At 57.9% G+C, this 21983-nt stretch carries 19 protein-coding genes; 11 read left to right on the forward strand and 8 right to left on the reverse strand.

Annotated features, from left to right (window positions below; translation table 11 throughout):
• Positions 1–118 precede the first annotated feature (118 nt).
• From ACOTZC_RS16140 to ybbA, 3 genes are all read right to left on the reverse strand, one after another.
• Positions 119–1264: a porin gene (locus tag ACOTZC_RS16140; RefSeq protein WP_421635877.1), complete on the reverse strand. Its 1146-nt coding sequence runs from the start codon at positions 1262–1264 to the stop codon at positions 119–121.
• A 183-nt stretch (positions 1265–1447) separates the two neighbouring features.
• Positions 1448–3862: a putative ABC transporter permease subunit YbbP gene (gene ybbP / locus ACOTZC_RS16145; RefSeq protein ID WP_421635878.1), complete on the reverse strand. Its 2415-nt coding sequence runs from the start codon at positions 3860–3862 to the stop codon at positions 1448–1450.
• Positions 3859–4545 carry a putative ABC transporter ATP-binding protein YbbA gene (gene ybbA, locus ACOTZC_RS16150; RefSeq protein ID WP_023617272.1) on the reverse strand — a complete coding sequence of 229 codons (687 nt, stop codon included), beginning with the start codon at positions 4543–4545 and terminating at the stop codon, positions 3859–3861. The genes ybbP and ybbA overlap by 4 nt, the downstream gene beginning before the upstream one ends.
• Here ybbA and tesA point away from each other — a divergent pair.
• The 3 genes from tesA to ACOTZC_RS16165 are packed head-to-tail and all read left to right on the forward strand — an operon-like array spanning position 4516 to position 6851.
• Positions 4516–5139 (forward strand): multifunctional acyl-CoA thioesterase I/protease I/lysophospholipase L1, encoded by a 624-nt coding sequence (tesA, locus tag ACOTZC_RS16155; protein WP_032661743.1) that lies wholly within the window; start codon positions 4516–4518, stop codon positions 5137–5139. The two genes, ybbA and tesA, sit on opposite strands and share 30 nt — an antisense overlap.
• A gap of 28 nt (positions 5140–5167) precedes the next feature.
• The gene (locus ACOTZC_RS16160; protein ID WP_047173830.1) at positions 5168–5938 is read left to right on the forward strand and encodes an SDR family oxidoreductase; all 771 of its coding nucleotides are present in this window, start codon (positions 5168–5170) and stop codon (positions 5936–5938) included.
• Positions 5939–5996: 58 nt separating this feature from the next.
• Positions 5997–6851: a co-chaperone YbbN gene (locus ACOTZC_RS16165; RefSeq protein WP_023310624.1), complete on the forward strand. Its 855-nt coding sequence runs from the start codon at positions 5997–5999 to the stop codon at positions 6849–6851.
• A 49-nt stretch (positions 6852–6900) separates the two neighbouring features.
• On the opposite strand, the gene fetB is transcribed toward ACOTZC_RS16165, so the two are convergent.
• Positions 6901–7683: an iron efflux ABC transporter permease subunit FetB gene (gene fetB / locus ACOTZC_RS16170; RefSeq protein ID WP_023310623.1), complete on the reverse strand. Its 783-nt coding sequence runs from the start codon at positions 7681–7683 to the stop codon at positions 6901–6903.
• A complete protein-coding gene (gene fetA / locus ACOTZC_RS16175; RefSeq protein WP_045400753.1) occupies positions 7676–8347 on the reverse strand; it encodes an iron efflux ABC transporter ATP-binding subunit FetA in 672 nt (223 codons plus the stop codon). The genes fetB and fetA overlap by 8 nt, the downstream gene beginning before the upstream one ends.
• Before the next feature lie 143 nt (positions 8348–8490).
• Between fetA and ACOTZC_RS16180 the strand changes: the two genes are divergently transcribed.
• From ACOTZC_RS16180 to ACOTZC_RS16190, 3 genes are read left to right on the forward strand one after another with little or no spacing between them, the layout of a single operon-like run.
• On the forward strand, positions 8491–9342 hold the full coding sequence (locus ACOTZC_RS16180; protein ID WP_023310621.1) for a hypothetical protein: 852 nt from the start codon (positions 8491–8493) through the stop codon (positions 9340–9342).
• Between the two features lie 44 nt (positions 9343–9386).
• The gene (locus ACOTZC_RS16185) at positions 9387–10301 is read left to right on the forward strand and encodes an SPFH domain-containing protein (protein WP_032661456.1); all 915 of its coding nucleotides are present in this window, start codon (positions 9387–9389) and stop codon (positions 10299–10301) included.
• Positions 10298–10750 carry an NfeD family protein gene (locus ACOTZC_RS16190; protein WP_032661457.1) on the forward strand — a complete coding sequence of 151 codons (453 nt, stop codon included), beginning with the start codon at positions 10298–10300 and terminating at the stop codon, positions 10748–10750. The genes ACOTZC_RS16185 and ACOTZC_RS16190 overlap by 4 nt, the downstream gene beginning before the upstream one ends.
• Here ACOTZC_RS16190 and cueR read toward each other — a convergent pair.
• The gene (gene cueR / locus ACOTZC_RS16195; protein WP_023310618.1) at positions 10747–11157 is read right to left on the reverse strand and encodes a Cu(I)-responsive transcriptional regulator; all 411 of its coding nucleotides are present in this window, start codon (positions 11155–11157) and stop codon (positions 10747–10749) included. The genes ACOTZC_RS16190 and cueR overlap by 4 nt on opposite strands.
• 108 nt (positions 11158–11265) lie before the next feature.
• Here cueR and copA point away from each other — a divergent pair, with 108 nt between their 5' ends.
• The 3 genes from copA (at position 11266) to ybaK (ending at position 15288) form a co-directional block, all read left to right on the forward strand.
• Complete coding sequence (copA, locus tag ACOTZC_RS16200) at positions 11266–13764, forward strand: copper-exporting P-type ATPase CopA (protein ID WP_421635879.1); 2499 nt, start codon at positions 11266–11268, stop codon at positions 13762–13764.
• Positions 13765–13814: 50 nt separating this feature from the next.
• A complete protein-coding gene (locus ACOTZC_RS16205) occupies positions 13815–14609 on the forward strand; it encodes a TraB/GumN family protein (RefSeq protein ID WP_126302945.1) in 795 nt (264 codons plus the stop codon).
• Between the two features lie 199 nt (positions 14610–14808).
• A complete protein-coding gene (ybaK, locus tag ACOTZC_RS16210; protein WP_023343509.1) occupies positions 14809–15288 on the forward strand; it encodes a Cys-tRNA(Pro)/Cys-tRNA(Cys) deacylase YbaK in 480 nt (159 codons plus the stop codon).
• Between the two features lie 121 nt (positions 15289–15409).
• Here the strand turns inward: ybaK and ushA are convergent, their stop codons facing one another.
• Positions 15410–17062: a bifunctional UDP-sugar hydrolase/5'-nucleotidase UshA gene (gene ushA / locus ACOTZC_RS16215; RefSeq protein WP_421635880.1), complete on the reverse strand. Its 1653-nt coding sequence runs from the start codon at positions 17060–17062 to the stop codon at positions 15410–15412.
• 169 nt (positions 17063–17231) lie between these two features.
• On the opposite strand from ushA, the gene ACOTZC_RS16220 reads away from it, so the two are divergent.
• Both ACOTZC_RS16220 and ybaL read left to right on the forward strand, forming a co-directional pair.
• Positions 17232–18440 (forward strand): MFS transporter, encoded by a 1209-nt coding sequence (locus tag ACOTZC_RS16220; RefSeq protein ID WP_045400741.1) that lies wholly within the window; start codon positions 17232–17234, stop codon positions 18438–18440.
• A 229-nt stretch (positions 18441–18669) separates the two neighbouring features.
• On the forward strand, positions 18670–20346 hold the full coding sequence (ybaL, locus tag ACOTZC_RS16225) for a YbaL family putative K(+) efflux transporter (RefSeq protein ID WP_163353523.1): 1677 nt from the start codon (positions 18670–18672) through the stop codon (positions 20344–20346).
• Between the two features lie 281 nt (positions 20347–20627).
• Here ybaL and ACOTZC_RS16230 read toward each other — a convergent pair whose 3' ends face one another.
• A complete protein-coding gene (locus tag ACOTZC_RS16230) occupies positions 20628–21932 on the reverse strand; it encodes an inosine/guanosine kinase (RefSeq protein ID WP_023310611.1) in 1305 nt (434 codons plus the stop codon).
• Positions 21933–21983 lie beyond the last annotated feature (51 nt).

A 21983-nucleotide genomic window follows, 5' to 3' on the forward strand; every position in this document is an offset into this window, starting at 1 on the left:
AGTCGGATGGCGAGGTAAAAGCAAAACGGCAACCAGGGTTGCCGTTTTTAATGTTTGTTCCCTCTCCCCGTGGGAGAGGGTCAGGGTGAGGGCATCAGGCCGCCCCCTACAAAACGACTTAGAAGTCGTAACGCAGACGCACCAGGTTCATATCGCCCAGGTTGTCGGTGCTGGATGTGAACACGTGTTCGTAATCCACGCGGAAGCCGTAATCCAGCTGGAAGCTGATACCCACGCCGTTGTCGATGCGCTGGTAGTTACGGCCGTTCACGTACTCAATACGGTCACCCATGAAGTAAGGCTGGATGGATTTGACCGCGTACTGACCGATTGGGAACTTGTAGCCCGCAAAGTATTCAATACCCCATGCATCACCGGCGAAGTAGTCGTTAACAGACACTTTTTTGGTGGTCAGGAAGTTCTGGTACCAGCCGCCGCCAGCGGAGAAGGTCCAGTTGTCCGGCGTCCAGCTCAGCGCGGTACCGAGGATGTTCTGGTCGTAGGTTTTGCTGTCGCCGTTGTCCGGGTTACGCATGTCCGCGCGGGTGTAGTTCCACGCCGCGCCCCAGGTCAGGTCGGTGGTCAGGTGGTAATCCAGACCCAGCGAGCCGCCGCCTTTACGCTTGTAGCGCAGGCCGTTGCCCGGCAGGTATTCGCTGTCTTCAAACAGGTAGGATGCATAAATATCGGCATCACCCACGGTTTTCTTATATTTCAGCATCTGGCGTGAACGGTAAGAACCGTCGTAATCGCCGTTGATCCCGTTACCCGGAGCCTGGCCGATCATGTCGTAGTCCCAGATATCGGTTTTCGCGCCCACCACATCATAGTAAACGCTGTTCTGTTGACCGAAGGTCAGCGTACCCCAGGTGTCGCTCTTCAGACCGGTATAGAGCATACGACGCGTGGTGTCGTGTGCGCCGTCGGCGTAGTGATGATCCCAGTTAAACTGCGCAGGAATATTGACACCCAGCTCGTAGTAGCTGATCCAGCTGATGTCATCAAACAGATAGTAATCAGCCGCGAAACGGAAACGGGTGCCGCCGTCAAAGCCGTTACGCTTGTAGCTGTTTTTACCATCGTCGCCGGTCATGTTCTGGAACTGAGGACGAATACTGCCGCCAACGGTAAAGTTCAGGCGGCTCAGCGGGTTACCCACCTGAGGATCCTGCTTAAGAACGGTGATTTCCGCCTGAGAAGCGAAGGTAGTCAATGCCACTGCCGCGCCGATCGTTGCCGCCAGCGCTGATTTTTTTATAGTCATTATTTTTCCTTAATAGACACGCTGCTAAATATTTAGCGGGTGAATATTAACTGGAAATAATCGGACTGTGGGGTCGGGTTTTTAATGTTTTGTGCTACTAAATGAGTGGGTATTATCACTTTGTGCTATTTAAACATTGCGCACCGGCATTAAAACCCGGTGCGCAACTATCACAGTTCTAAATCAACTCGCAAACTGACGGAACAGGGCTTTGCCCTTTAGCAGCCGCGTGCCGAGCCAGCCGCCGCAGAGGGAAAGCAGCGCAGCGCCGCACAGAGGCAGGGTCAACCAGAGACGCCAGTCAGGCTCCCACGGGAAGTCGAAGACCTTTGTCTGCAGCACCGCCAGCGCCGTTTCCGCGCCAATGGCCGCTACCAGACCCGCCACCAGCCCCAGCAGCGCAAACTCGCTCCAGAGCGTCATTCGCAGCAGCCGCTTACCGGCCCCTAGCGTGCGGTAGGCAACCAGCTCCTGATGGCGCTGGCGCATGCCCACCTGTACCTGAGCCAGCAGCAACAGCACGCCGCAGATCGTCACCAGCACCACCATGACCTCCAGCGCGCGGCTCACCTGCTCCAGCACCTGCCCTACCTGCTTCAGGATCGCCCCGATATCCAGCAGGCTGACCGTTGGAAACTCCCGGTTGAGCTGGGTCAGCATGCCGTTGCCGTTTTCCCAGCGGAAGCTGGTCAGCCAGCTCTGCGGCTGCCCGTCCAGCGCGCCCGGCGGGAAGATAAAGAAGAAGTTTGGCCGCAGGCTTTCCCAGTCCACTTTACGCAGGCTGGTGACTTTCGCGGTAAAATCCTGGGTATCGCCGGTAAAGGTGACGCTGTCCCCGAGCTTCACGTTCAGCCGCGTCGCCAGCCCCTCTTCCATCGAGACTTCTCCCGCTTTCGGCGGCCAGGTGCCGGCGGTTATCGGGTTATGGTCAGGGCGTTTCTCCTGCCAGGTCAGGTTCAGCTCGCGGTTCAGCGACTCGTCCTTATTCCCCTCCGTTGGCTGACCGTTGATCTGCGTCAGACGCGCGCGCACGATGGGATAGAACGACTCAGGGATAATGTGATGCTCCGACAGGAAGCCCTTCAGCGGCGTGACCTGCTCAGGGCCAATGTTGATCAGGAAATAGTTCGGGCTTTCCGGGGGAAGCTGCTGCTGCCAGCGATCCAGCAGATCGCCGCGCAGCACTAACAGCAGCGCCAGCAGCATAAACGACAGCGAAAACGCCGACAGCTGGCTGAGCGTTGACCACGGCTGATGCAGCAGGCGGTTGACCGCCAGGCGCACGGGCAGGGATTTCACCGTGAGCCGCTTCAGGACGTTGAGCAGTATCCAGCCCAGCACGCCGCACAGCAGCGCCAGCACAACCGCCCCGGCCAGTACCGCCCACAGCAGCGTGCTGCCCCCCATCAGCCACGCCAGCAGCCCCACCGCCACGGCAATAATTACCGGAAGGTAGAACTTCAGCGGCCAGACGTTCGCCACAACATCGTTGCGAAGCACGCGTAGCGGCTGCGTCGCGAGCAGCAGGCGGTAGGGGCGTAGCCCCACCAGCAGAGAAATCACCGTCATTGCACCCATTGCCCACAGCCACGGCCAGAGGCTGGCCGGCGGCAAGGCGGCCGGGAGCACCGGCTTCAGCATCACCATCAGCAGTTTTTCAAACAGCAGCCCCATTATTCCGCCGGTCAGCGCGGACAGAATCAGCAGCATCAGCCACTGGCCGACAATCAGCTTGCGCAGCTGCGCCCTGCCCGCCCCCAGGGTTTTGAGGATCGCCACCAGGTCGTAACGGCTGCGGCAGTAATGCCCCATCGCCACGGCAACCGCCGCCACCGCCAGCAGCAGGGTCAACAGTGCCGAAAGCAGCAGGAACTGCTGAGAACGCTCAAGAGATTTACCGAGCGCCCCTTCGTCCTGCTCCAGCCCGTACCAGCGGTGCTCTGGTTTGAGCTGCGGCAGAAGCCATTTTTCGTACGCGTCAAGCTGGGCAGGCGTGCCGCCAAACTTATAGCGCCAGGTGACGCGGCTGCCCGGCTGAACAGCATGGGTTGCCGCAACATCCGCGGTGTTCATCAGCAGGCGCGGCGCAAGCTGGAAGGGGTTAAAGCCGGAGTCAGGCTCCTGCACCACTTCCCCGGCGATTTTCAGCGTGGCGTCACCGACGTCGATACTGTCGCCGGGTTTCAGGTTCAGAAGCGCCATCAGACGTGATGCCAGCAGCACCGTGCCGGGCTTGGGCTTCAGCCCGGGCGGGCTGGTCTGCAGTTCGCCGTACATCGGGTAGATATCATCGACGGCTTTAACGCTGGCGAGCTGCGGCGTGTCGCCCGCAAAGGTCATGGTCTGGAAGCTTATCTGCTCCCCCACCTTCAGCCCTTCTTTACGCGCCTCTGCAATCCAGCCCGACGGCACCGGGCGGGAGCTTTGCAGCGCCCGGTCCCCCGCCATAAACTCCCGGCTCTGCTGGCTGAGCCCTTTTTCCATGCGGTCGCTGACGCTGCCGAGCGCCAGCACGCAGGCCACCGCCAGGCTTAGCGCCAGCCAGACAATCAGCAGCGAGGGGGAACGCCACTCGCGCCAGAACCAGCGGGTAATCATGCCTCCTCCTGAAGAATACCGTTCACCAGCCGCAGGCGGCGATCGCAGCGGGCGGCGAGCTGAGGATCGTGGGTCACGAGGATCAGCGTGGTGCCGTGCTCGCGGTTGAGCGAAAACAGCAGGTCGGCAATCCGGTCTCCGGTTTTACGGTCAAGGTTACCGGTGGGCTCATCGGCAAACAGGACTTCGGGACGACCGTTAAACGCCCGCGCCAGCGCCACGCGCTGCTGCTCGCCGCCGGAAAGCTGTGCGGGAAGATGGTCGAGACGCTTGCCCAGACCGAGCTGCTCCAGCAGCGCCTTCGCGTGCGCCCGGCTTTCACGGCTGTTTTCACCGCGAAGCAGCGCCGGGAGTTCGACGTTTTCCAGCGCGTTCAGGGTCGGGATCAGCATGAAGGACTGGAAGACAAAACCAACGTGACGCGCGCGCAGCGCGGCCCGCGCCTCTTCATCAAGCTGATGCAGCGGTTGCCCGACAAGATGGACCTCGCCGCTGCTGCCGTCGTCCAGACCGGCCAAAATCGCCAGCAGCGTGGACTTACCGGAGCCGGATTCGCCAATCAGCGCGATGGTTTCAGCGCGTTTGACAACGAGTTCAACTCCAGTAAGGATGGAAAGCTCGTGTTCCCCCTGACCGACGGACTTCTTAAGATGATGAACTTCAACACTGTTTTCCGCTGGCATTTGCCCTTCCTGTTTTTGATTCTGATGACCTTCCGCGCGGCGGCTGCGGACACGTTACTGGTTCTCGGCGACAGCCTGAGCGCAGGCTATCGCATGGCGGCCAGCGCGGCCTGGCCCGCGCTGCTCAACGACAAATGGCAGAGCAAGACGTCGGTAATCAACGCCAGCATCAGCGGCGATACCTCGCAGCAGGGCCTGTCGCGCCTGCCTGCGCTGCTCAAACAGCATCAGCCTCGCTGGGTGCTGGTGGAGCTTGGCGGTAACGATGGATTGCGCGGTTTTCAGCCTCAGCAAACCGAGCAAACGCTGCGCACCATTTTACAGGACATTAAGGCGGCAAACGCCCAGCCGCTGCTGATGCAAATTCGCCTGCCGGCCAACTACGGTCGTCGGTATAATGAAGCCTTTAGCGCGATCTACCCTAAGCTTGCCAAAGAGTTTGATATTCCGCTGCTGCCATTTTTCATGGAAGAGGTGTATCTCAAACCCCAGTGGATGCAAGACGACGGGATCCACCCCAATCGCGATGCTCAGCCGTTTATTGCCGACTGGATGGCAACGCGGCTGGCTCCTTTAGTTAAACATGACTCCTGATTAAGCGGAGATCCTGACAGGTAAAGTTATGCAAAAATCGGTCTTAATTACAGGATGTTCCAGTGGAATCGGCCTGGAAAGCGCGCTCGAACTGAAGCGCCAGGGGTTTCGGGTCCTGGCGGCCTGTCGCAAACCCGACGATGTCGAACGCATGAACGGGCTGGGCTTTACCGGCGTGCTGCTGGATATGGACTCGCCGGAGAGCGTTGAACGCGCCGCCGATGAAGTGATCGCGCTGACCGACAATCGTCTGTACGGGCTCTTTAACAATGCCGGCTACGGCGTGTATGGTCCGCTGGATACGCTCTCCCGCGATACGCTGGAGAAACAGTTTTCGACCAACTTCTTCGGCGTGCATCAGCTCACCATGCGTCTGCTCCCCGCGATGCTGCCGCACGGTGAAGGGCGCATCGTGATGACATCGTCAGTGATGGGGCTGATTTCCACCCCCGGCCGCGGCGCCTACGCCGCCAGCAAATTTGCGCTGGAGGCCTGGTCCGACGCCCTGCGCATGGAGCTGCGCCACAGCGGCATCAAGGTCAGCCTGATTGAGCCCGGCCCGATCCGCACCCGCTTTACCGAAAACGTGAACCAGACGCAGGCAGATAAGCCGGTCGAAAACCCCGGCATCGCCGCACGTTTTACCCTCGGGCCAGAGGCGGTGGTGGCCAAAGTGCGCCATGCTTTTGAGAGCGAACATCCCAAAATGCGCTATCCGGTAACGCTGGTCACCCACGCCGTAGGCTGGTTAAAGCGCCTGCTGCCGGGCCGGATGATGGACAAAATTTTGCACGGTTGAGTTGAAGCGACGACGCTCATCCCCATGTAAAGAACAAACCGACAAAAGAGAAAGCCGCATGTCCGTACAGAATATCGTCAATATTACAGAAGCTAACCTGCAACAGACCCTTGAACAGTCGATGACCAAACCGGTCCTGTTCTACTTCTGGTCTGAACGCAGCCAACACTGCCTGCAGCTGACGCCGGTGCTGGAAAGCCTTGCTGCCCAGTACAACGGTCAGTTCATTCTCGCCAAGCTGGACTGTGACGCCGAGCCGATGGTGGCGTCTCAGTTTGGTCTGCGCGCCATTCCTACCGTTTATCTGTTCCAGAACGGTCAGCCCGTTGATGGCTTCCAGGGGCCGCAGCCGGAAGAGGCGATTCGCGCCCTGCTGGATAAAGTGCTGCCGCGCGAAGAAGAGCTGAAAGCGCAGGAAGGCATGGCGCTGATGCAGGAAGGTAAATACGACGAGGCGCTGCCGCTGCTCAAAGAGGCGTGGCAGCTGTCGAATCAGAATAGCCAGATCGGCCTGCTGCTTGCGGAAACGCAGATCGCCCTGCACCGTTCAGAAGACGCGGAAGCCGTTCTCAAGACGGTTCCGCTCCAGGATCAGGACACCCGCTATCAGGGTCTGGTCGCGCAGATTGAGCTGCTGAAACAGGCCGCGGACACCCCGGAAATTCAGCAGCTGCAGCAGCAGGTTGCCGACAACCCGGCCGACGCTGCGCTGGCAAGCCAGCTGGCGCTGCAGCTGCACCAGGTCGGGCGTAACGAAGAGGCGCTGGAGCTGCTGTTCAGCCACCTGCAAAAAGACCTGGCAGCCGCAGACGGTCAGGCGCGTAAGATGTTCCAGGAAATTCTGGCCGCGCTGGGCACCGGAGACGCGCTGGCGTCGAAGTATCGTCGTCAGCTGTACGCGCTGCTGTACTAACAAAAAAATGCCCGGTGGCGCTAACGCTTACCGGGCCTACAAAACAGGCTTAACCCGTTTTCTTTAATTGCGTCACCACCAGCTGGTGACGCGCGTTGTAGAACTTCCGATAGGTCAGGTAGCAGGCAATGATGGTTGACAGGCTTGCCGTGGAAAGCAGCATAAACGTCACCATGATCTGATACTTAATCGCTTTTACCGGATCGATACCGGCAAAAATCAGCCCCGACATCATGCCCGGCAGGCTCACCAACCCCACCGTTTTGGCTGAATCGACCGTTGGGATCAGCGATGAGCGAATGCTCTCACGAATCAGCCGCGCCGAGGCCACTTTAGGCGTCGCTCCCAGGCTTAACTTCTCCTGAAGCTGCTGCTGTTCACTGCTGAAGCGCTGGCCGAGATTGTTATAACACAGCCCAACGGCCACCATGGCGTTCCCCGCGATCATCCCTGAGATAGGGATAACCTGCATCGGCGTAAAGGCAATCGAGCCGGAGAGCACCAGCACCGCCAGCGTGAGCGCCGTCCCGGTGGTAATAGCGATAAACGAAGAGATAAACGCCTTATCTATATATTTACTGCGTTTTTTCGCATTCCACGCCGCGTTGAAACAGATAAAGAGCACCATCAGCAGCGTCAGCACAGCGTGGTTGACGTTGAAAATATACTTCAGCACATAGCCGACGATGATGAGCTGAACCACCGCGCGGCAGATACTCCACACAATATCTTTTTCCAGCCCCAGCTTTTCCCGGTAGCTGACCACAATCGCAATCAGCACCAGCACCATCGAAAACGCCAGTGATTCATTGGTAATGTTATGCTCACCCACGGTTAGCCTCCTGCATTTTCCCGCCGTGCGGCTGAAGCGTAATCACGTCATCCGCATGGGTTATTTCATTAGCGTCGTGCGTCACCCACAGCACGGCAATATTCTGCTCCCGGGCGTAGCGATGAATAATCTCGTTAACGTTGCGCTTGTTGACGTCATCGAGCGCGCTGGTAATTTCGTCCAGCAAAAGCACCTTCGGTAAAAACTGCAGGTTGCGGATCAGCGAGACGCGCTGCTTTTCTCCGCCCGACAGCGCAGAGATGGATTTGGTTAACGTCTCCTGCGCCAGACCAAAGCGGGCAAGATCGCTGATAAACTTTTCCGGCTCCGGCGTTTTATTGCGGATTTGCCACGGGAAAATCAGGTTGTCATAAACCGTATCGCCAAAAAGCGCGGGGGTTTGCACGCAGTAGGAGACCTGCTGGCGATAGTTTTCCGGGGACAGTGTTGCGATATCCTGTCCTTCAAACAGAAGGGTGCCCTCCGTCGGGCTGAGGAGTGAGGCCACAATTTTCAGCAGCGTGCTTTTACCGCAGCCTGAAGGGCCCGTGATTAATTTAAACTCGCCCGGCGACAGGCTAAACCCGACGTGCTGAAGAATAATGTTTTCTCCGGCACGAAATCCAATATCCCTGAGATGTAATAGTTCTTTTTTATCGTTCATTACGCTTCCGTTAACCGCTTCGTGTAATAACCGCCTGTAGCATAATCCTTTCGTGCGCACAGAGCGAATAGCCTCACGCTAAAGCAAGTGTTAAACTTTTTGTTTGTCATTTGTCTCCACCATCACTACAGGAAGTAAGCAGCATGGCACATATCTTTTATGAGTTTCCTTCCCTGAAGCCTGGTGTTCCTGATGTCGAAACATTAATGGAAGTCATCAAATCTTCGGAACTCACGCGTTTTGTCATTGGTGCAGAGGTGGTGGATTTTGTTAAGAAGGCGCTCATCGTGAACACCACGATTGGCAGTTTCAAAAATTGCTATTTCGCCTTCGGCAACGGGACACACTTCCTGGAATTTGACGGCAAGGGAAAATCAAAACGTTTCAATGAAGTACCCGACTGGTTCGTCTCTCCGGCTGAATTTTCTCGTACCCAGTGGCTTATCAACCACGATCTTGCGGATGTAAAGGCCACCCAATTCATTGACGTGCTGATGTCCTACCCGCTGAAAGAGCGCCGCGCGCACTGTAATTTGTTATTCGGACTGGAGCTGGAAAAGGTGAATGCGGTTCCGGCCGCAGCGTCAGCCGCAGGGAAAATCGGCAATAAAAACGGCAAAACGACCAAACCGCGCGTGACCGATCTGGGATCGTTTGAATTGTTCAGCCAGTTCTTTGCGCGCATGAAAACCGCCGTGCTGGCCGATGAGTTTCCTACTCTGCAGGTCCTGACGGGCATGGATAACCTGACTAAAGCGCCGCATAATTTAAAGCAGGGTATCAGGACGTGGTTCAAGGCCATCGCGGGCGATCTTCCACCGAATAACAAACGCGTAGAAGCGGGGAATGCCGTTCTGTTCTGCGCCCCTATCCGCGAACAGATCCAGCGTATCGAAGCGCTGGGGCTGGAGAAGTACTACCAGGGATTATCGAAAGCCATTGCCGAAGCGGGTGATGGATTCATCTCTGACTTTACCTATACTTACGAGCAATAAACACACACTTTCACTCGTCACAGCATGCAAAACAGGAGGTTTTTATGCTTATCGTTGTTCCTGTCCTTATTTTCGTTGCGCTGGTTATCGTGGGCGCAGGCGTCAAAATTGTCCCTCAGGGTTATCAGTGGACCGTCGAGCGTTTCGGTCGCTACACCAATACCCTCCAGCCGGGCTTAAGCCTGATTGTTCCGTTCATGGACCGGATTGGTCGCAAGATCAACATGATGGAACAGGTACTGGACATTCCGTCTCAGGAGATCATCTCCAAGGATAACGCCAACGTCACCATCGACGCCGTCTGCTTTATTCAGGTGATTGATGCGCCGAAAGCGGCCTATGAGGTCAGCAACCTTGAGCTGGCGATCGTCAACCTGACGATGACCAACATCCGTACCGTGCTCGGCTCGATGGAGCTGGACGAGATGCTTTCCCAGCGCGACAGCATCAATACCCGCCTGCTGCACATTGTCGATGAGGCAACCAACCCGTGGGGGATCAAAGTCACCCGTATCGAGATCCGCGACGTGCGTCCGCCGGCTGAGCTGATCGCCTCCATGAACGCCCAGATGAAGGCCGAGCGAACCAAGCGCGCCTATATTCTGGAAGCCGAAGGGGTGCGTCAGGCGGAGATCCTCAAAGCGGAAGGGGAAAAGCAGTCGCAGATCCTGAAAGCGGAAGGCGATCGTCAGTCCGCGTTCTTACAGGCAGAAGCGCGTGAACGTTCAGCCGAAGCGGAAGCCCGCGCCACTCAGATGGTGTCTGAGGCGATTGCCGCAGGTGACATCCAGGCCGTGAACTACTTTGTCGCGCAAAAATATACCGATGCGCTGAAAGAGATAGGCTCCGCGAACAACAGCAAAGTGGTGATGATGCCGCTGGAAGCCAGCAGCCTGATGGGCTCTATCGCCGGTATTGCCGAGCTGATTAAAGACAGCGGAAACGAGCGTAAAAAATGATTGAGCTGATTGTTGCACATCCTCACGCCTTCTGGCTAAGCCTCGGTGGCTTATTGCTGGCGGCGGAGATGCTGGGCGGCAACGGCTACCTGCTCTGGAGCGGTGTTGCCGCCGTCATTACGGGCCTTCTGGTCTGGATCCTTCCCCTGGACTGGGCGTGGCAGGGCGCACTGTTTGCCGTGCTCACGCTGGTGGCCGCGTGGCTGTGGTGGCGCTGGCTAAACCGGCGGGTTAACGAGCAAAAACCGCTGGACGCGCACCTCAACCAGCGCGGACAGCAGATTGTCGGCAAGCGTTTTACGCTCGACACCGCGCTGGTAAACGGGCGCGGGCATATGCGCGTGGGCGACAGCTCGTGGCCGGTGGTCGCCGACGACGACCTCAGCGCCGGCACGCGGGTTGAGGTCATTGCTGTGGAAGGCATTACCCTGCGGGTGAAAGCCTGCTAAGCAGAAGCCTTACGATGACAGCAGCCGGCAAGATTGTCGATAATCGGGCAGTCGGCGCTGTCATCCCCCGGACAGGATTCCGCGAGCTGCAGCAGCTGTTCGCGCATCGCCTGCAGCTCAATGATGTGGCGTTCAATCTCGGCCACTTTTTCCAGCGTGCGTTTTTTCACGTCGGCGCTGTGACGCTTCGGATCGTTGAACAGGTTTACCAGCTCGCCGCACTCTTCCAGATTAAAACCGACCTGTCTTGCCTGGCGCAGCAGCGTCAGTTCATCCAGATGCAGCTGCGTGTAGCTGCGGTAGCCGTTTTCGCTGCGCAGCGGCGGCGTCACCAGCCCCTTCTCTTCATAAAAGCGGATTGCCTTGCTGGTTAAGCCGGTTTTTTTTGCCACGTCACTGATATTCACATTTCCCCCTTGACCTTCCCCTTGATGGAAGGTTTAACCTTCATAACAGTTAGCGAAAAGCGTTACTCCGGTCAACTACTGACCAGTTCATTATACGGGAGTTTTGTTATGTCTCACACTATCGACCTGACGCTGGACGGCCTCTCATGCGGCCACTGCGTCAAACGCGTTAAAGAAAGCCTGGAACAGCGCCCTGACGTTGAAAGCGCTGACGTGACTATCGATCATGCCGCCGTAACAGGCAGCGCCAGCGCGGATGCGCTGATCGATACCATCAAGCAGGCCGGTTACGGGGCGGAGTTAAGCCACCCAAAGGCTAAACCGCTGGCAGAGTCATCATCCCCGTCGGAAGCGCTGACAGCGGCCACTCCTGAGCTTCCGGCTGCTGATGATATTGACGACAGCCAACAGCTGCTGATCAACGGCATGAGCTGCGCCAGCTGCGTCTCCCGGGTACAAAACGCCTTGCAGGCCGTACCGGGCGTCGCGCAGGCACGGGTAAACCTCGCGGAGCGCACTGCGCTGGTGATGGGCAGCGCCTCCGCCGCAGATTTAGTGCAGGCCGTTGAGAAAGCGGGCTATGGCGCAGAGGCCATCGAAGATGATGCCGAACGCCGCGAGCGCCAGCAGGAAACGGCTATCGCCACCATGAAGCGCTTCCGCTGGCAGGCGATTGTCGCCCTGCTGGTGGGTATTCCGGTGATGGTGTGGGGCATGATGGGTGACAACATGATGGTCACCGACGACAACCGCACGCTGTGGCTGGTGATTGGCCTGATTACCCTTGCGGTGATGGTGTTTGCAGGCGGGCATTTTTACACTAGCGCCTGGAAGAGCCTGAAAAACCGCACCGCGACGATGGATACGCTGGTGGCGCTCGGTACCGGCGCGGCGTGGCTCTATTCGATGAGCGTGAACGTCTGGCCCCAGTGGTTCCCAATGGAGGCGCGCCATCTCTACTATGAAGCGAGCGCGATGATTATCGGCCTGATTAACCTGGGCCATATGCTGGAAGCCCGCGCCCGTCAGCGCTCCTCGAAAGCGCTGGAAAGATTGCTTGATTTAACCCCGCCGACGGCTCGCGTGGTCACGGACGAGGGGGAGAAAAGCGTCCCGCTGGCGGAAGTTCAGCCCGGCATGACGCTGCGCCTGACGACGGGCGATCGCGTTCCCGTTGACGGCAAGATAACCCAGGGCGAAGCCTGGCTGGATGAAGCGATGCTGACCGGCGAGCCCATCCCCCAGCAGAAATCAGACGGCGACGCCGTTCATGCGGGTACGGTGGTGCAGGACGGCAGCGTGCTGTTTACCGCCAGCGCCGTCGGCAGCCACACGACGCTGTCGCGTATTATCCGCATGGTGCGCCAGGCCCAGAGCAGCAAGCCGGAAATTGGCCAGCTTGCTGACAGGATCTCGGCCATTTTTGTGCCGGTGGTGGTCGGCATTGCCCTGCTGAGCGCGGCGATCTGGTATTTCTTCGGCCCCGCACCGCAGATTGTTTACACCCTGGTGATCGCCACCACGGTGCTGATCATCGCCTGTCCTTGCGCCCTTGGCCTGGCGACCCCGATGTCGATTATCTCCGGCGTAGGCCGCGCGGCCGAATTTGGCGTACTGGTGCGAGATGCGGACGCGCTGCAGCGGGCCAGCACCCTCGACACGCTGGTGTTTGATAAAACCGGCACGCTGACCGAAGGCAAACCGCAGGTGGTGGCCGTCACTACCGCAGGCATTGCGCAAGAAGAGGCATTGCGTCTCGCCGCCGCGCTGGAGGAAGGCTCCAGCCATCCGCTGGCGCGCGCCATTCTCGATAAAGCGAATGCTTCTGCCGTGGCGCAGGTCAGCAATTTCCGCACCCTGCGCGGGCTCGGCGTGAGCGGTGAAGCAGAAGGCCATACGCTGCTGCTGGGCAACCAGGCATTGCTTAATGAAAACGGTATTGATACCGCCGCCCTGGAAAGCGAGCTGAAGGCGCAGGCGTCTCAGGGCGCCACCCCGGTTCTGCTGGCGGTGGATGGCAAAGCCGCCGCGCTGCTGGCCGTGCGCGATCCGCTTCGCCAGGACAGCGTGGACGCCCTGCAGCGCCTGCACCGTGCGGGCTACCGTCTGGTGATGCTGACCGGGGACAATCCGACAACGGCCAACGCCATCGCGAAAGAAGCCGGAATTGATGAGGTTATTGCAGGCGTACTGCCGGACGGTAAAGCGGACGCCATCAAGAAGCTGCAAAGTCAGGGTCGTCAGGTGGCGATGGTCGGCGACGGCATCAACGATGCCCCGGCGCTGGCCCAGGCGGACGTGGGGATTGCTATGGGCGGCGGCAGCGATGTGGCCATTGAAACAGCGGCCATTACGCTGATGCGCCATAGCCTGATGGGGGTTGCCGACGCGCTGGACATTTCAAAAGCCACGCTGCGCAACATGAAGCAGAACCTGCTGGGGGCATTTATCTATAACTCGCTCGGTATCCCAATCGCGGCCGGTATTTTGTGGCCGCTGACCGGCACGCTGCTTAACCCGGTGGTCGCGGGCGCGGCGATGGCGCTCTCCTCCATTACCGTGGTGAGCAACGCCAACCGCCTGCTGCGCTTTAAACCGAAGGATTGAACCTTGTACCCGTACGCGCTAGCATGAACCTTTCCATTCATGGAGCGCGTATGGGTCTGTTTAATCGTATAAAAGCATCGTTTCGCGCCCTCTTTCCTCGCCGTTACGCCTGGCCCGGTCTGGATATCTCTCTCCCCGGCGGGCAGCACCTGCATCTGGTCGGCAGTATTCATATGGGTACGCAGGATATGTCTCCCCTGCCACCCGGCCTGATTAAACTGCTGAAACGCGCCGACGCGCTGGTCGTTGAGGCGGACATTTCGGGTCAGGAGTCGCCGTTTGCCGGGCTGGAAAGCGATCTCAGCCTGGCGGAACGCCTGAATGAAACCCAGCTTGCGGAACTTACGCGCGTCGCCGATGAGACGGGCGTGTCGCTCTCCATGATTGACACCCTGCCGCTCTGGCAAATTGCGATGGTGCTGCAGGCCACGCAGGCGCAGCGTCTGGGACTGCGCGGTGACTACGGCATTGATTATCAGCTGCTGAACGCGGCAAGGGCGCGCAGCCTGCCCGTCATCGAGCTGGAAGGGACGGACAGCCAGATTGCGCTTCTGCGACAGCTTCCCGACGACGGCCTGATGCTGCTGGATGATACGTTGACCCACTGGCACACCAACGCGCGCCTGCTGCAGACCATGATTGGCTGGTGGCTGGACGCGCCGCCTGCGGACGGCAAGCTGGCGTTACCGTCGACGTTCAGCGAATCGCTGTATGATGTGCTGATGAACGCGCGCAACAAAGCCTGGCGGCAGACGCTGCACGCTTTGCCCGCGGGGCATTACGTGGTGGCGGTTGGGGCGTTACATTTGTACGGGGAAGGGAATTTGCCGTCGTTGCTGAAATAAAAAAATGGCCAATATTTCTATTGGCCCGTCAAAGAGGAATTTCATCGTTTTTATTATGCCGAAGGAGACCTTCGGTTGAGCCGATTGTCGCTCAAAGTAACCATCACTGCCAATACTATTGCGCAAGATGGTGCTATTTTTTAGATAAACGTCAGGCGTATGCTGTGGGCATGATTTGTCTGTCGTAAGAAGGATAGCTATGACTCCCGCCGTTAAATTACTCGAAAAAAACAACATTTCTTTCCGGATCCACACTTACGATCACGATCCGAATGAGACTAACTTTGGTGATGAAGTGGTGCGCAAGCTGGGGCTGAACGCGGACCAGGTTTATAAAACGCTGCTGGTGGCGGTGAATGGCGATATGAAACACCTCGCCGTCGCGGTTACTCCGGTGGCGGGACAGCTGGATCTGAAGAAAGTCGCCAAAGCCCTTGGGGCGAAGAAGGTGGATATGGCGGATCCGATGGTGGCGCAGCGCACCACGGGCTATCTGGTGGGCGGGATCAGTCCGCTCGGGCAGAAAAAACGCCTGCCGACGCTGATCGATGCCCCTTCACAGGAGTTTGACACCATCTTTATATCCGGCGGCAAACGCGGGCTGGATATCGAGCTGGCGGCGGGCGACCTGGCGAAAATGCTGGACGCGAAGTTTGCGGATATTGCGCGGCGGGATTGAGAAAATTGCCCGGTAGCGGCTGCGAGGTAAAAGCAAAACGGTAACAGGCGTTACCGTTTTTTGTGTTCGCACCCTCTCCCGGTGGGAGAGGGTTGGGGTGAGGGCATCAGGCCGCACACCACTACTGCCAGCTCACCTCACCTTTCGGCTCGTAGGCATTCACGTCAATCGGCGAATTCTGCTCGATGAACTGCTTCAGCACTTCCGCATCAATAAAGCCGGTATTTACGTAGCCCGGTTTGTTATTAATGTGCGGATAGCCGTCGCCGCCGGTGGCGTTAAAGCTTAACGTCGCCAGACGGTAAGTCTTGGCCGGGTCAACCGGTTCGCCTTTGATCTTCAGGTCATTAAGCTTGCCGTCTTTCGCGACGAAGCTGACGTTAGCAAATTGCGGATAGGCCCCGGAATCCGGCTTCATCTGCGCCACGGCGGTCAGGTAGTCAATCACCTCTTTCCCGCTCATGTCCGCATAGACCACCACGTTGCCGAACGGCTGCACCTTCAGGACATCTTTATAGGTAATGTTTCCGCCCTCGATGGAATCACGAATACCGCCGCCGCTCATCACGCCGAAGTCAGCGCCGGTACGCGCCATTTGCGCCGCCAGCACCAGGTGGCCCATGTTGGTCTGCACGAAGCGAACTTTACTGCGGTCCCCCTCCAGACGACCGTTCAGCGTGCCGATTTTCACGTCCAGCTGCGCCTTGCCTTTGTTCTGGAACGGCGTCAGCAGGGAGAGCATCTGCTGGTTTTCAGCGATCTCTGGCGTGTAGAGTACGCGCTCACTTTTCCCGTCCGGGTAGGTGACTTTCTTCTTCAGGTTGACCGGGATGAGCTGATAATGAACCAGCTTCATTTCGCCGTTACGGAACTCGAAATCCGCCCGGCCGACGTATTTGCCCCACTCGTGCGCCTGAACAATCCAGATACCGTTCTGACGGTCCGGCGCGCACGGCGTGCCCGGCACGTAGTCCACCTGCTTTTTGTTCTCCGAGGCCATGCACACCGGATCCTGTGAGTGACCGCCCACAATCATTGCCAGCGAGCCCGCGGGCAGGCTGCGCGCCATCTCCACGTCGCCGGGCGCGTTAGAGCCGTGCTCGCCGTTGTCGTAGTGCCCCATGTGCGTGGTGGCGATAATCACGTCCGGCTTCTCGTTTTGCTGCAGCTCCTGAATTACCAGCTTCGCTTCGTCTGCCGGTTTGCGGAATTCGATATCGGTAAAGAACTCGGGGTTGCCAATTTTCGCCGTATCGTCAGTGGTTAAGCCGATGACCGCAATTTTCAGATCCTGGCGCTTAAACAGCGCCCACGGCTTAAACAGACGTTCGCCGGTGCTTTTCTGGTAAATATTGGCGGAGAGGAAGGGAAATTTGGCCCATTTTTCCTGCTGACGCAGCACGGTCAGCGGATTATCGAACTCGTGGTTACCCACGGCCATCGCGTCGTAGCCAATCAGGTTCATGCCGCGAAAATCAGGTTCCGCGTCCTGTAAATCGGATTCCGGCACGCCGGTATTGATATCCCCCCCCGACAGCAGCAGCACGCTGCCGCCCTGGGCCGCCACCTCTTTACGAATGCCGTCCACCAGCGTTTTTTGTGCCGACAGGCCATATTCGCCGTATTCGCTGCGCCAGAAATGACCGTGGTGATCGTTGGTATGCAGAATGGTGATTTTATAGGTTTTGTCTTTTTCATACGCCTGCGCGGGCAGGCTTACCAGGCCCCATGCGGCGATGAGCGCCAGCGCGACGCCCCGCTTCATTAACTTCATCTTCTCTCTCCCTGACCAATAGACAAAGGCAAAAATTACAGTGACTAACAAGAATAGACAAATAAGTTTTCAGAATTGCGACTTTCTTCAAATGTCCCGGGCGGGTATGTTAGTCGGATAATAATTACACCCTGCATCTCTAATAACGAAAAACGTGGTACTTCTCTCTATGGCAATCAGTGAATCAACCCAGCCCATTTCGGGCGCGCCGGCGTCGCGCACCTCCTTTAAAGTCTTAGGCGCAATCAGTCTCTCGCACCTGCTCAACGACATGATCCAGTCGTTGATTCTGGCCATTTATCCGCTGCTGCAGTCCGAGTTCTCACTCACCTTCGTGCAGATCGGGATGATCACCCTGACCTTTCAGCTGGCTTCCTCACTGCTGCAGCCGGTGGTGGGCTACTGGACGGATAAATATCCGATGCCGTGGTCGCTGCCGATAGGCATGTGCTTCACCCTAAGCGGGCTGGTGCTGCTGGCCATGGCGGGGAGCTTTGAAGCCGTGCTGATTGCCGCCGCGCTGGTGGGTACCGGCTCGTCCGTTTTCCATCCGGAGTCTTCCCGCGTGGCGCGCATGGCCTCCGGGGGACGTCACGGGCTGGCGCAGTCTCTCTTCCAGGTAGGCGGCAACTTTGGTAGCTCTCTCGGCCCGCTGCTGGCCGCGGTGATTATTGCCCCTTATGGTAAAGGCAACGTGGCCTGGTTTGTACTGGCCGCGCTGCTGGCGATCATCGTGCTGGCGCAGATCAGCCGCTGGTATGCCGCTCAGCATCGCGTGAATAAAGGTAAACCTAAAGCGAAGGTTATCAATCCCCTGCCGCGCAACAAGGTTATCCTGGCGGTTTCCGTGCTGCTGGTACTGATTTTCTCGAAATACTTCTATATGGCGAGCATCAGCAGCTATTACACCTTTTATCTGATGCAAAAATTCGGATTATCGGTACAGAATGCGCAGATCCACCTGTTTGCCTTCCTGTTCGCCGTCGCGGCCGGTACGGTTATTGGCGGGCCTGTGGGTGATAAGATTGGGCGTAAATATGTCATTTGGGGCTCTATCCTCGGCGTGGCGCCGTTTACCCTTATTTTGCCGTACGCCAGCCTTGAATGGACGGGGATTTTAACCGTGATCATTGGTTTTATCCTCGCATCCGCCTTTTCCGCCATTCTGGTCTATGCCCAGGAGCTGCTGCCTGGCCGTATCGGTATGGTTTCCGGGCTCTTTTTCGGTTTCGCCTTCGGCATGGGCGGGCTGGGCGCGGCGGTGTTGGGGATGGTGGCGGATCACACCAGCATCTTCCTGGTTTATAAAATCTGCGCTTTCCTGCCGCTTCTTGGGATGTTGACCATATTCCTGCCTGATAACCGTCACAAAGCGTAAATTACGGGTAGCCAAAGTTTAACTTTGGCTACCTGATACCCTGATGCCATAAGGGTTTCTTCTTCATCCCCTCGCTGAATTTATCAAAACGCGCTTTTTTACGTACATATTGCTGTTTTATTCAAACTTCAACAATAATTCATAAACATAAGGGTAAAAATTGTCATAAACTATTACTCGGTTTTTTGGTTTTCGCCAAAAAGGAACACCCACAACGAAAGGAGACGGAATGCACCACGCCACACCGCTTATCACCACCATTGTTGGTGGACTTGTGCTCGCTTTTATCCTCGGCATGATTGCCAATAAGCTGCGTATTTCTCCTCTTGTCGGCTATCTGTTAGCGGGTGTACTGGCGGGACCGTTTACGCCAGGCTTCGTGGCGGATACCAAGCTGGCCCCTGAGCTGGCGGAATTGGGCGTGATTCTGCTGATGTTTGGCGTCGGCCTGCACTTCTCCCTGAAGGATCTGATGGCGGTAAAGTCGATCGCCATACCGGGAGCGATCGCCCAGATAGGGGTGGCGACGCTGCTGGGGATGGCGCTTTCGGCGGTGCTGGGCTGGTCGTTAATGACCGGTATCGTATTTGGGCTGTGTCTCTCAACCGCCAGTACCGTGGTGCTGCTGCGCGCGCTTGAGGAGAGGCAGCTGATAGACAGCCAGCGCGGGCAAATCGCGATAGGCTGGCTGATTGTGGAAGACCTTGTCATGGTCCTGACGCTCGTGCTGCTGCCAGCCGTTGCCGGGATGATGGAAAAAGACAACGTCGGCCTGGCCTCGCTGGCGCTGGATATGAGTATCACCATCGGTAAGGTGGTGGCGTTTATCGCCATCATGATGCTGGTGGGACGCCGTCTGGTGCCGTGGATCATGTCCCGCAGCGCGGCAACCGGCTCGCGCGAGCTGTTTACCCTCTCCGTGCTGGCGCTGGCGCTGGGTATCGCTTTTGGTGCCGTAGAGCTGTTTGATGTCTCCTTTGCCCTGGGCGCGTTCTTCGCCGGGATGGTGCTGAACGAATCCGAGCTGAGCCACCGTGCGGCGCACGACACGCTGCCGCTGCGCGATGCGTTTGCCGTGCTGTTCTTCGTCTCCGTCGGGATGCTGTTCGATCCGCTGGTGCTGATCCAGCAGCCGCTGGCCGTGCTGGGCACGCTGGCGATCATCATCTTTGGTAAGTCGCTCGCCGCCTTCTTCCTGGTGAGAATGTTCGGCCACTCCCCTCGTACGGCGTTGACCATCGCCGCCAGCCTGGCGCAGATCGGTGAGTTCGCCTTTATTCTGGCCGGTCTGGGCATGGCCCTGAACCTGCTGCCGCAGGCGGGACAAAACCTGGTGCTGGCGGGGGCGATCCTGTCAATTATGCTGAACCCGGTGCTGTTTGCCCTGCTGGAAAAATACCTCGATAAAACCGAAACGCTGGAAGAACAGACGCTCGAAGAGGCCATCGAAGAAGAGAAGCAGATCCCAGTGGATATTTGCAATCACGCCCTGCTGGTCGGCTTTGGCCGCGTGGGCAGCCTGCTCGGTGAGAAGCTGATGGCGCAAGGGATCCCGCTGGTGGTGATTGAGACCTCACGCACCCGCGTCGACGAGCTGCGCGAGCGCGGTATTCGTGCGGTGCTGGGCAATGCGGCAAACGAAGAGATCATGAATCTGGCGCATCTTGACTGCGCGCGCTGGCTGCTGCTGACCATCCCGAACGGCTATGAAGCGGGCGAGATTGTGGCTTCCGCGCGCGAGAAGTGCCCAACGATTGAGATTATCGCCCGGGCGCACTATGACGACGAGGTGGAGTACATTACCGAGCGCGGGGCAGATAAGGTGGTGATGGGCGAGCGCGAGATTGCCAACACCATGCTGACGCTGCTGGAGAAACCGCCGGTTGAAGAGGCTGTGACGGGGTAAGTTGGTGCGGCCTGATGCCCTCACCCTGACCCTCTCCCACGGGGAGAGGGAACAAACACTAAAAACGGCAACCACAGGTTGCCGTTTTGCTTTTATCTTGTGCGGCCTGATGCCCTCACCCTGGCACTCTCCCTCGGGGAGAGGGAACAAACACTAAAAACGGCAACCACAGGTTGCCGTTTTGCTTTTACCTTGTGCGGCCTGATGCCCTCACCCAGGCACTCTCCCTCGGGGAGAGGGAACAAACACTAAAAACGGCAACCAGGGTTACCGTTTTGCTTTTATCTGTCCCAGTAGGCCTCTTCGAGGCTGTCTTCCCGTTCCGGCAGGCCACGTGTTAAGCGTGGGGAGTGCTGGTTCAGCACCTGATAGCTCACGCGGTTGGCATATTTACACACCTGCGCCAGCGAGGAATAGGTCAGCCAGCTGAACTTGTGCTTGCTGGAGTTCGGCACGTTGGTTTTATGGTAGGCGTTAGCGGTGATGTCGTGCAGCAGTGCGGCCAGCGCGCCGTCGCCCGCACCGTTGGTGTTCATGATCTTCTCCGGTCCGCCCATGTATGGCGCGATATGAGAGTAGATACGCAGCGGATTCAGGCAATCTTTGTAGCGCATGCCGCGGCTGAACTCGTACTGGTTGAACTCGGCAATCGCACCGGGCAGCAGCGGGTGCTGGGTTTTGCGCTTGCTCTCTTCTTCCGTGAAGCCCGCCATGTACAGCCCAACCGGGCCGGCGGTGCAGAGCACCAGATCCACCCAGTCCAGCGCTTTGTCAGACGCCAGCAGCGGATCGCTTTCGCCGGTCAGCGCTTCGGCCTCTTCTTCGTTCATCGCCAGAATCGAGACGTGCTCTTTCAGGAACGCCTGCCACCACTCCGGGTTATCGGCGATAACAAATTTCGTGCCCAGCGTCAGAACGACAGGCACGTTGTATTTCTTCGCGTACTCAATCGCTTTCATGGTCGCTTCCGGCATCGGCTCGCCCGGCTTACAGCGCACCAGGTAGGAGGTCAGCACCAGCGCCGAGGCGCCCGCAATCACCTCTTCCGGAATACTCTCGGCGCGCAGCTTATTCATATGACCCGGGCTGATGGCAAAAGTACGCTCGCCGGAATCGCTAATCAGCGTAAAGCAGCGGCCAATAGGCCCGTCGACGCCCTGAAGGTAGTTCAGATCGGTACGGCTGGAGGTGTTGCAGAGATAGCGGTAGGCATAGCCACCGATTTCAATATTGCTGCACATCACGCCGAGCAGCACCGAGCGGTCGTCGGCCAGCACGGAGTAGTTATGCATGGTATTGCCGATGGTGCCACCGGCGAACTGATGGGTAATCAGGTTTTCGCGCACCAGCTCCTGGTACAGCGCTTCGGCAACGTCGTCCTCAATCACCAGCGAGTGACCGGCGCTCAGACCGTAACGGGCGACAAACGCATCATCCACTTTCGCTTCAATGTCCACCAGCGTCTGATCGATACCGACGACCCATGCCGCGCTGGTTTCGTTTTCAGGCTGGATTTGCTGCAGGAGCGGATCGCGGGCATCGACGGGGAAGTAGTGTTTGGATTTGCGTTTACCGGGAAATTTCATGGTCTGAACTGTACGAAGAATATGGGCCGGGAATGGTAGCACAAACCCGGC

It is taken from the genome of Enterobacter cloacae complex sp. SHL009, from assembly GCF_049237205.1.
In the GTDB taxonomy this organism is placed as follows: Bacteria; Pseudomonadota; Gammaproteobacteria; order Enterobacterales; family Enterobacteriaceae; genus Enterobacter; species Enterobacter cloacae_M.

Bases quoted from the DNA above. Each gene is read 5' to 3' on its own strand.
- copA (WP_421635879.1), top strand. From the start codon at position 11,266: ATGTCTCACACTATCGACCTGACGCTGGACGGCCTCTCATGCGGCCAC.
- ACOTZC_RS16160 (WP_047173830.1), top strand. From the start codon at position 5,168: ATGCAAAAATCGGTCTTAATTACAGGATGTTCCAGTGGAATCGGCCTG.
- tesA (WP_032661743.1), top strand. From the start codon at position 4,516: ATGAACTTCAACACTGTTTTCCGCTGGCATTTGCCCTTCCTGTTTTTG.
- ushA (WP_421635880.1), bottom strand. From the start codon at position 17,062: ATGAAGTTAATGAAGCGGGGCGTCGCGCTGGCGCTCATCGCCGCATGG.
- ACOTZC_RS16205 (WP_126302945.1), top strand. From the start codon at position 13,815: ATGGGTCTGTTTAATCGTATAAAAGCATCGTTTCGCGCCCTCTTTCCT.
- ybbA (WP_023617272.1), bottom strand. From the start codon at position 4,545: ATGCCAGCGGAAAACAGTGTTGAAGTTCATCATCTTAAGAAGTCCGTC.
- ACOTZC_RS16165 (WP_023310624.1), top strand. From the start codon at position 5,997: ATGTCCGTACAGAATATCGTCAATATTACAGAAGCTAACCTGCAACAG.
- ACOTZC_RS16140 (WP_421635877.1), bottom strand. From the start codon at position 1,264: ATGACTATAAAAAAATCAGCGCTGGCGGCAACGATCGGCGCGGCAGTG.
- fetA (WP_045400753.1), bottom strand. From the start codon at position 8,347: ATGAACGATAAAAAAGAACTATTACATCTCAGGGATATTGGATTTCGT.
- ACOTZC_RS16190 (WP_032661457.1), top strand. From the start codon at position 10,298: ATGATTGAGCTGATTGTTGCACATCCTCACGCCTTCTGGCTAAGCCTC.
- ybaK (WP_023343509.1), top strand. From the start codon at position 14,809: ATGACTCCCGCCGTTAAATTACTCGAAAAAAACAACATTTCTTTCCGG.
- ACOTZC_RS16185 (WP_032661456.1), top strand. From the start codon at position 9,387: ATGCTTATCGTTGTTCCTGTCCTTATTTTCGTTGCGCTGGTTATCGTG.
- ACOTZC_RS16230 (WP_023310611.1), bottom strand. From the start codon at position 21,932: ATGAAATTTCCCGGTAAACGCAAATCCAAACACTACTTCCCCGTCGAT.
- ACOTZC_RS16180 (WP_023310621.1), top strand. From the start codon at position 8,491: ATGGCACATATCTTTTATGAGTTTCCTTCCCTGAAGCCTGGTGTTCCT.
- ybbP (WP_421635878.1), bottom strand. From the start codon at position 3,862: ATGATTACCCGCTGGTTCTGGCGCGAGTGGCGTTCCCCCTCGCTGCTG.
- ACOTZC_RS16220 (WP_045400741.1), top strand. From the start codon at position 17,232: ATGGCAATCAGTGAATCAACCCAGCCCATTTCGGGCGCGCCGGCGTCG.
- ybaL (WP_163353523.1), top strand. From the start codon at position 18,670: ATGCACCACGCCACACCGCTTATCACCACCATTGTTGGTGGACTTGTG.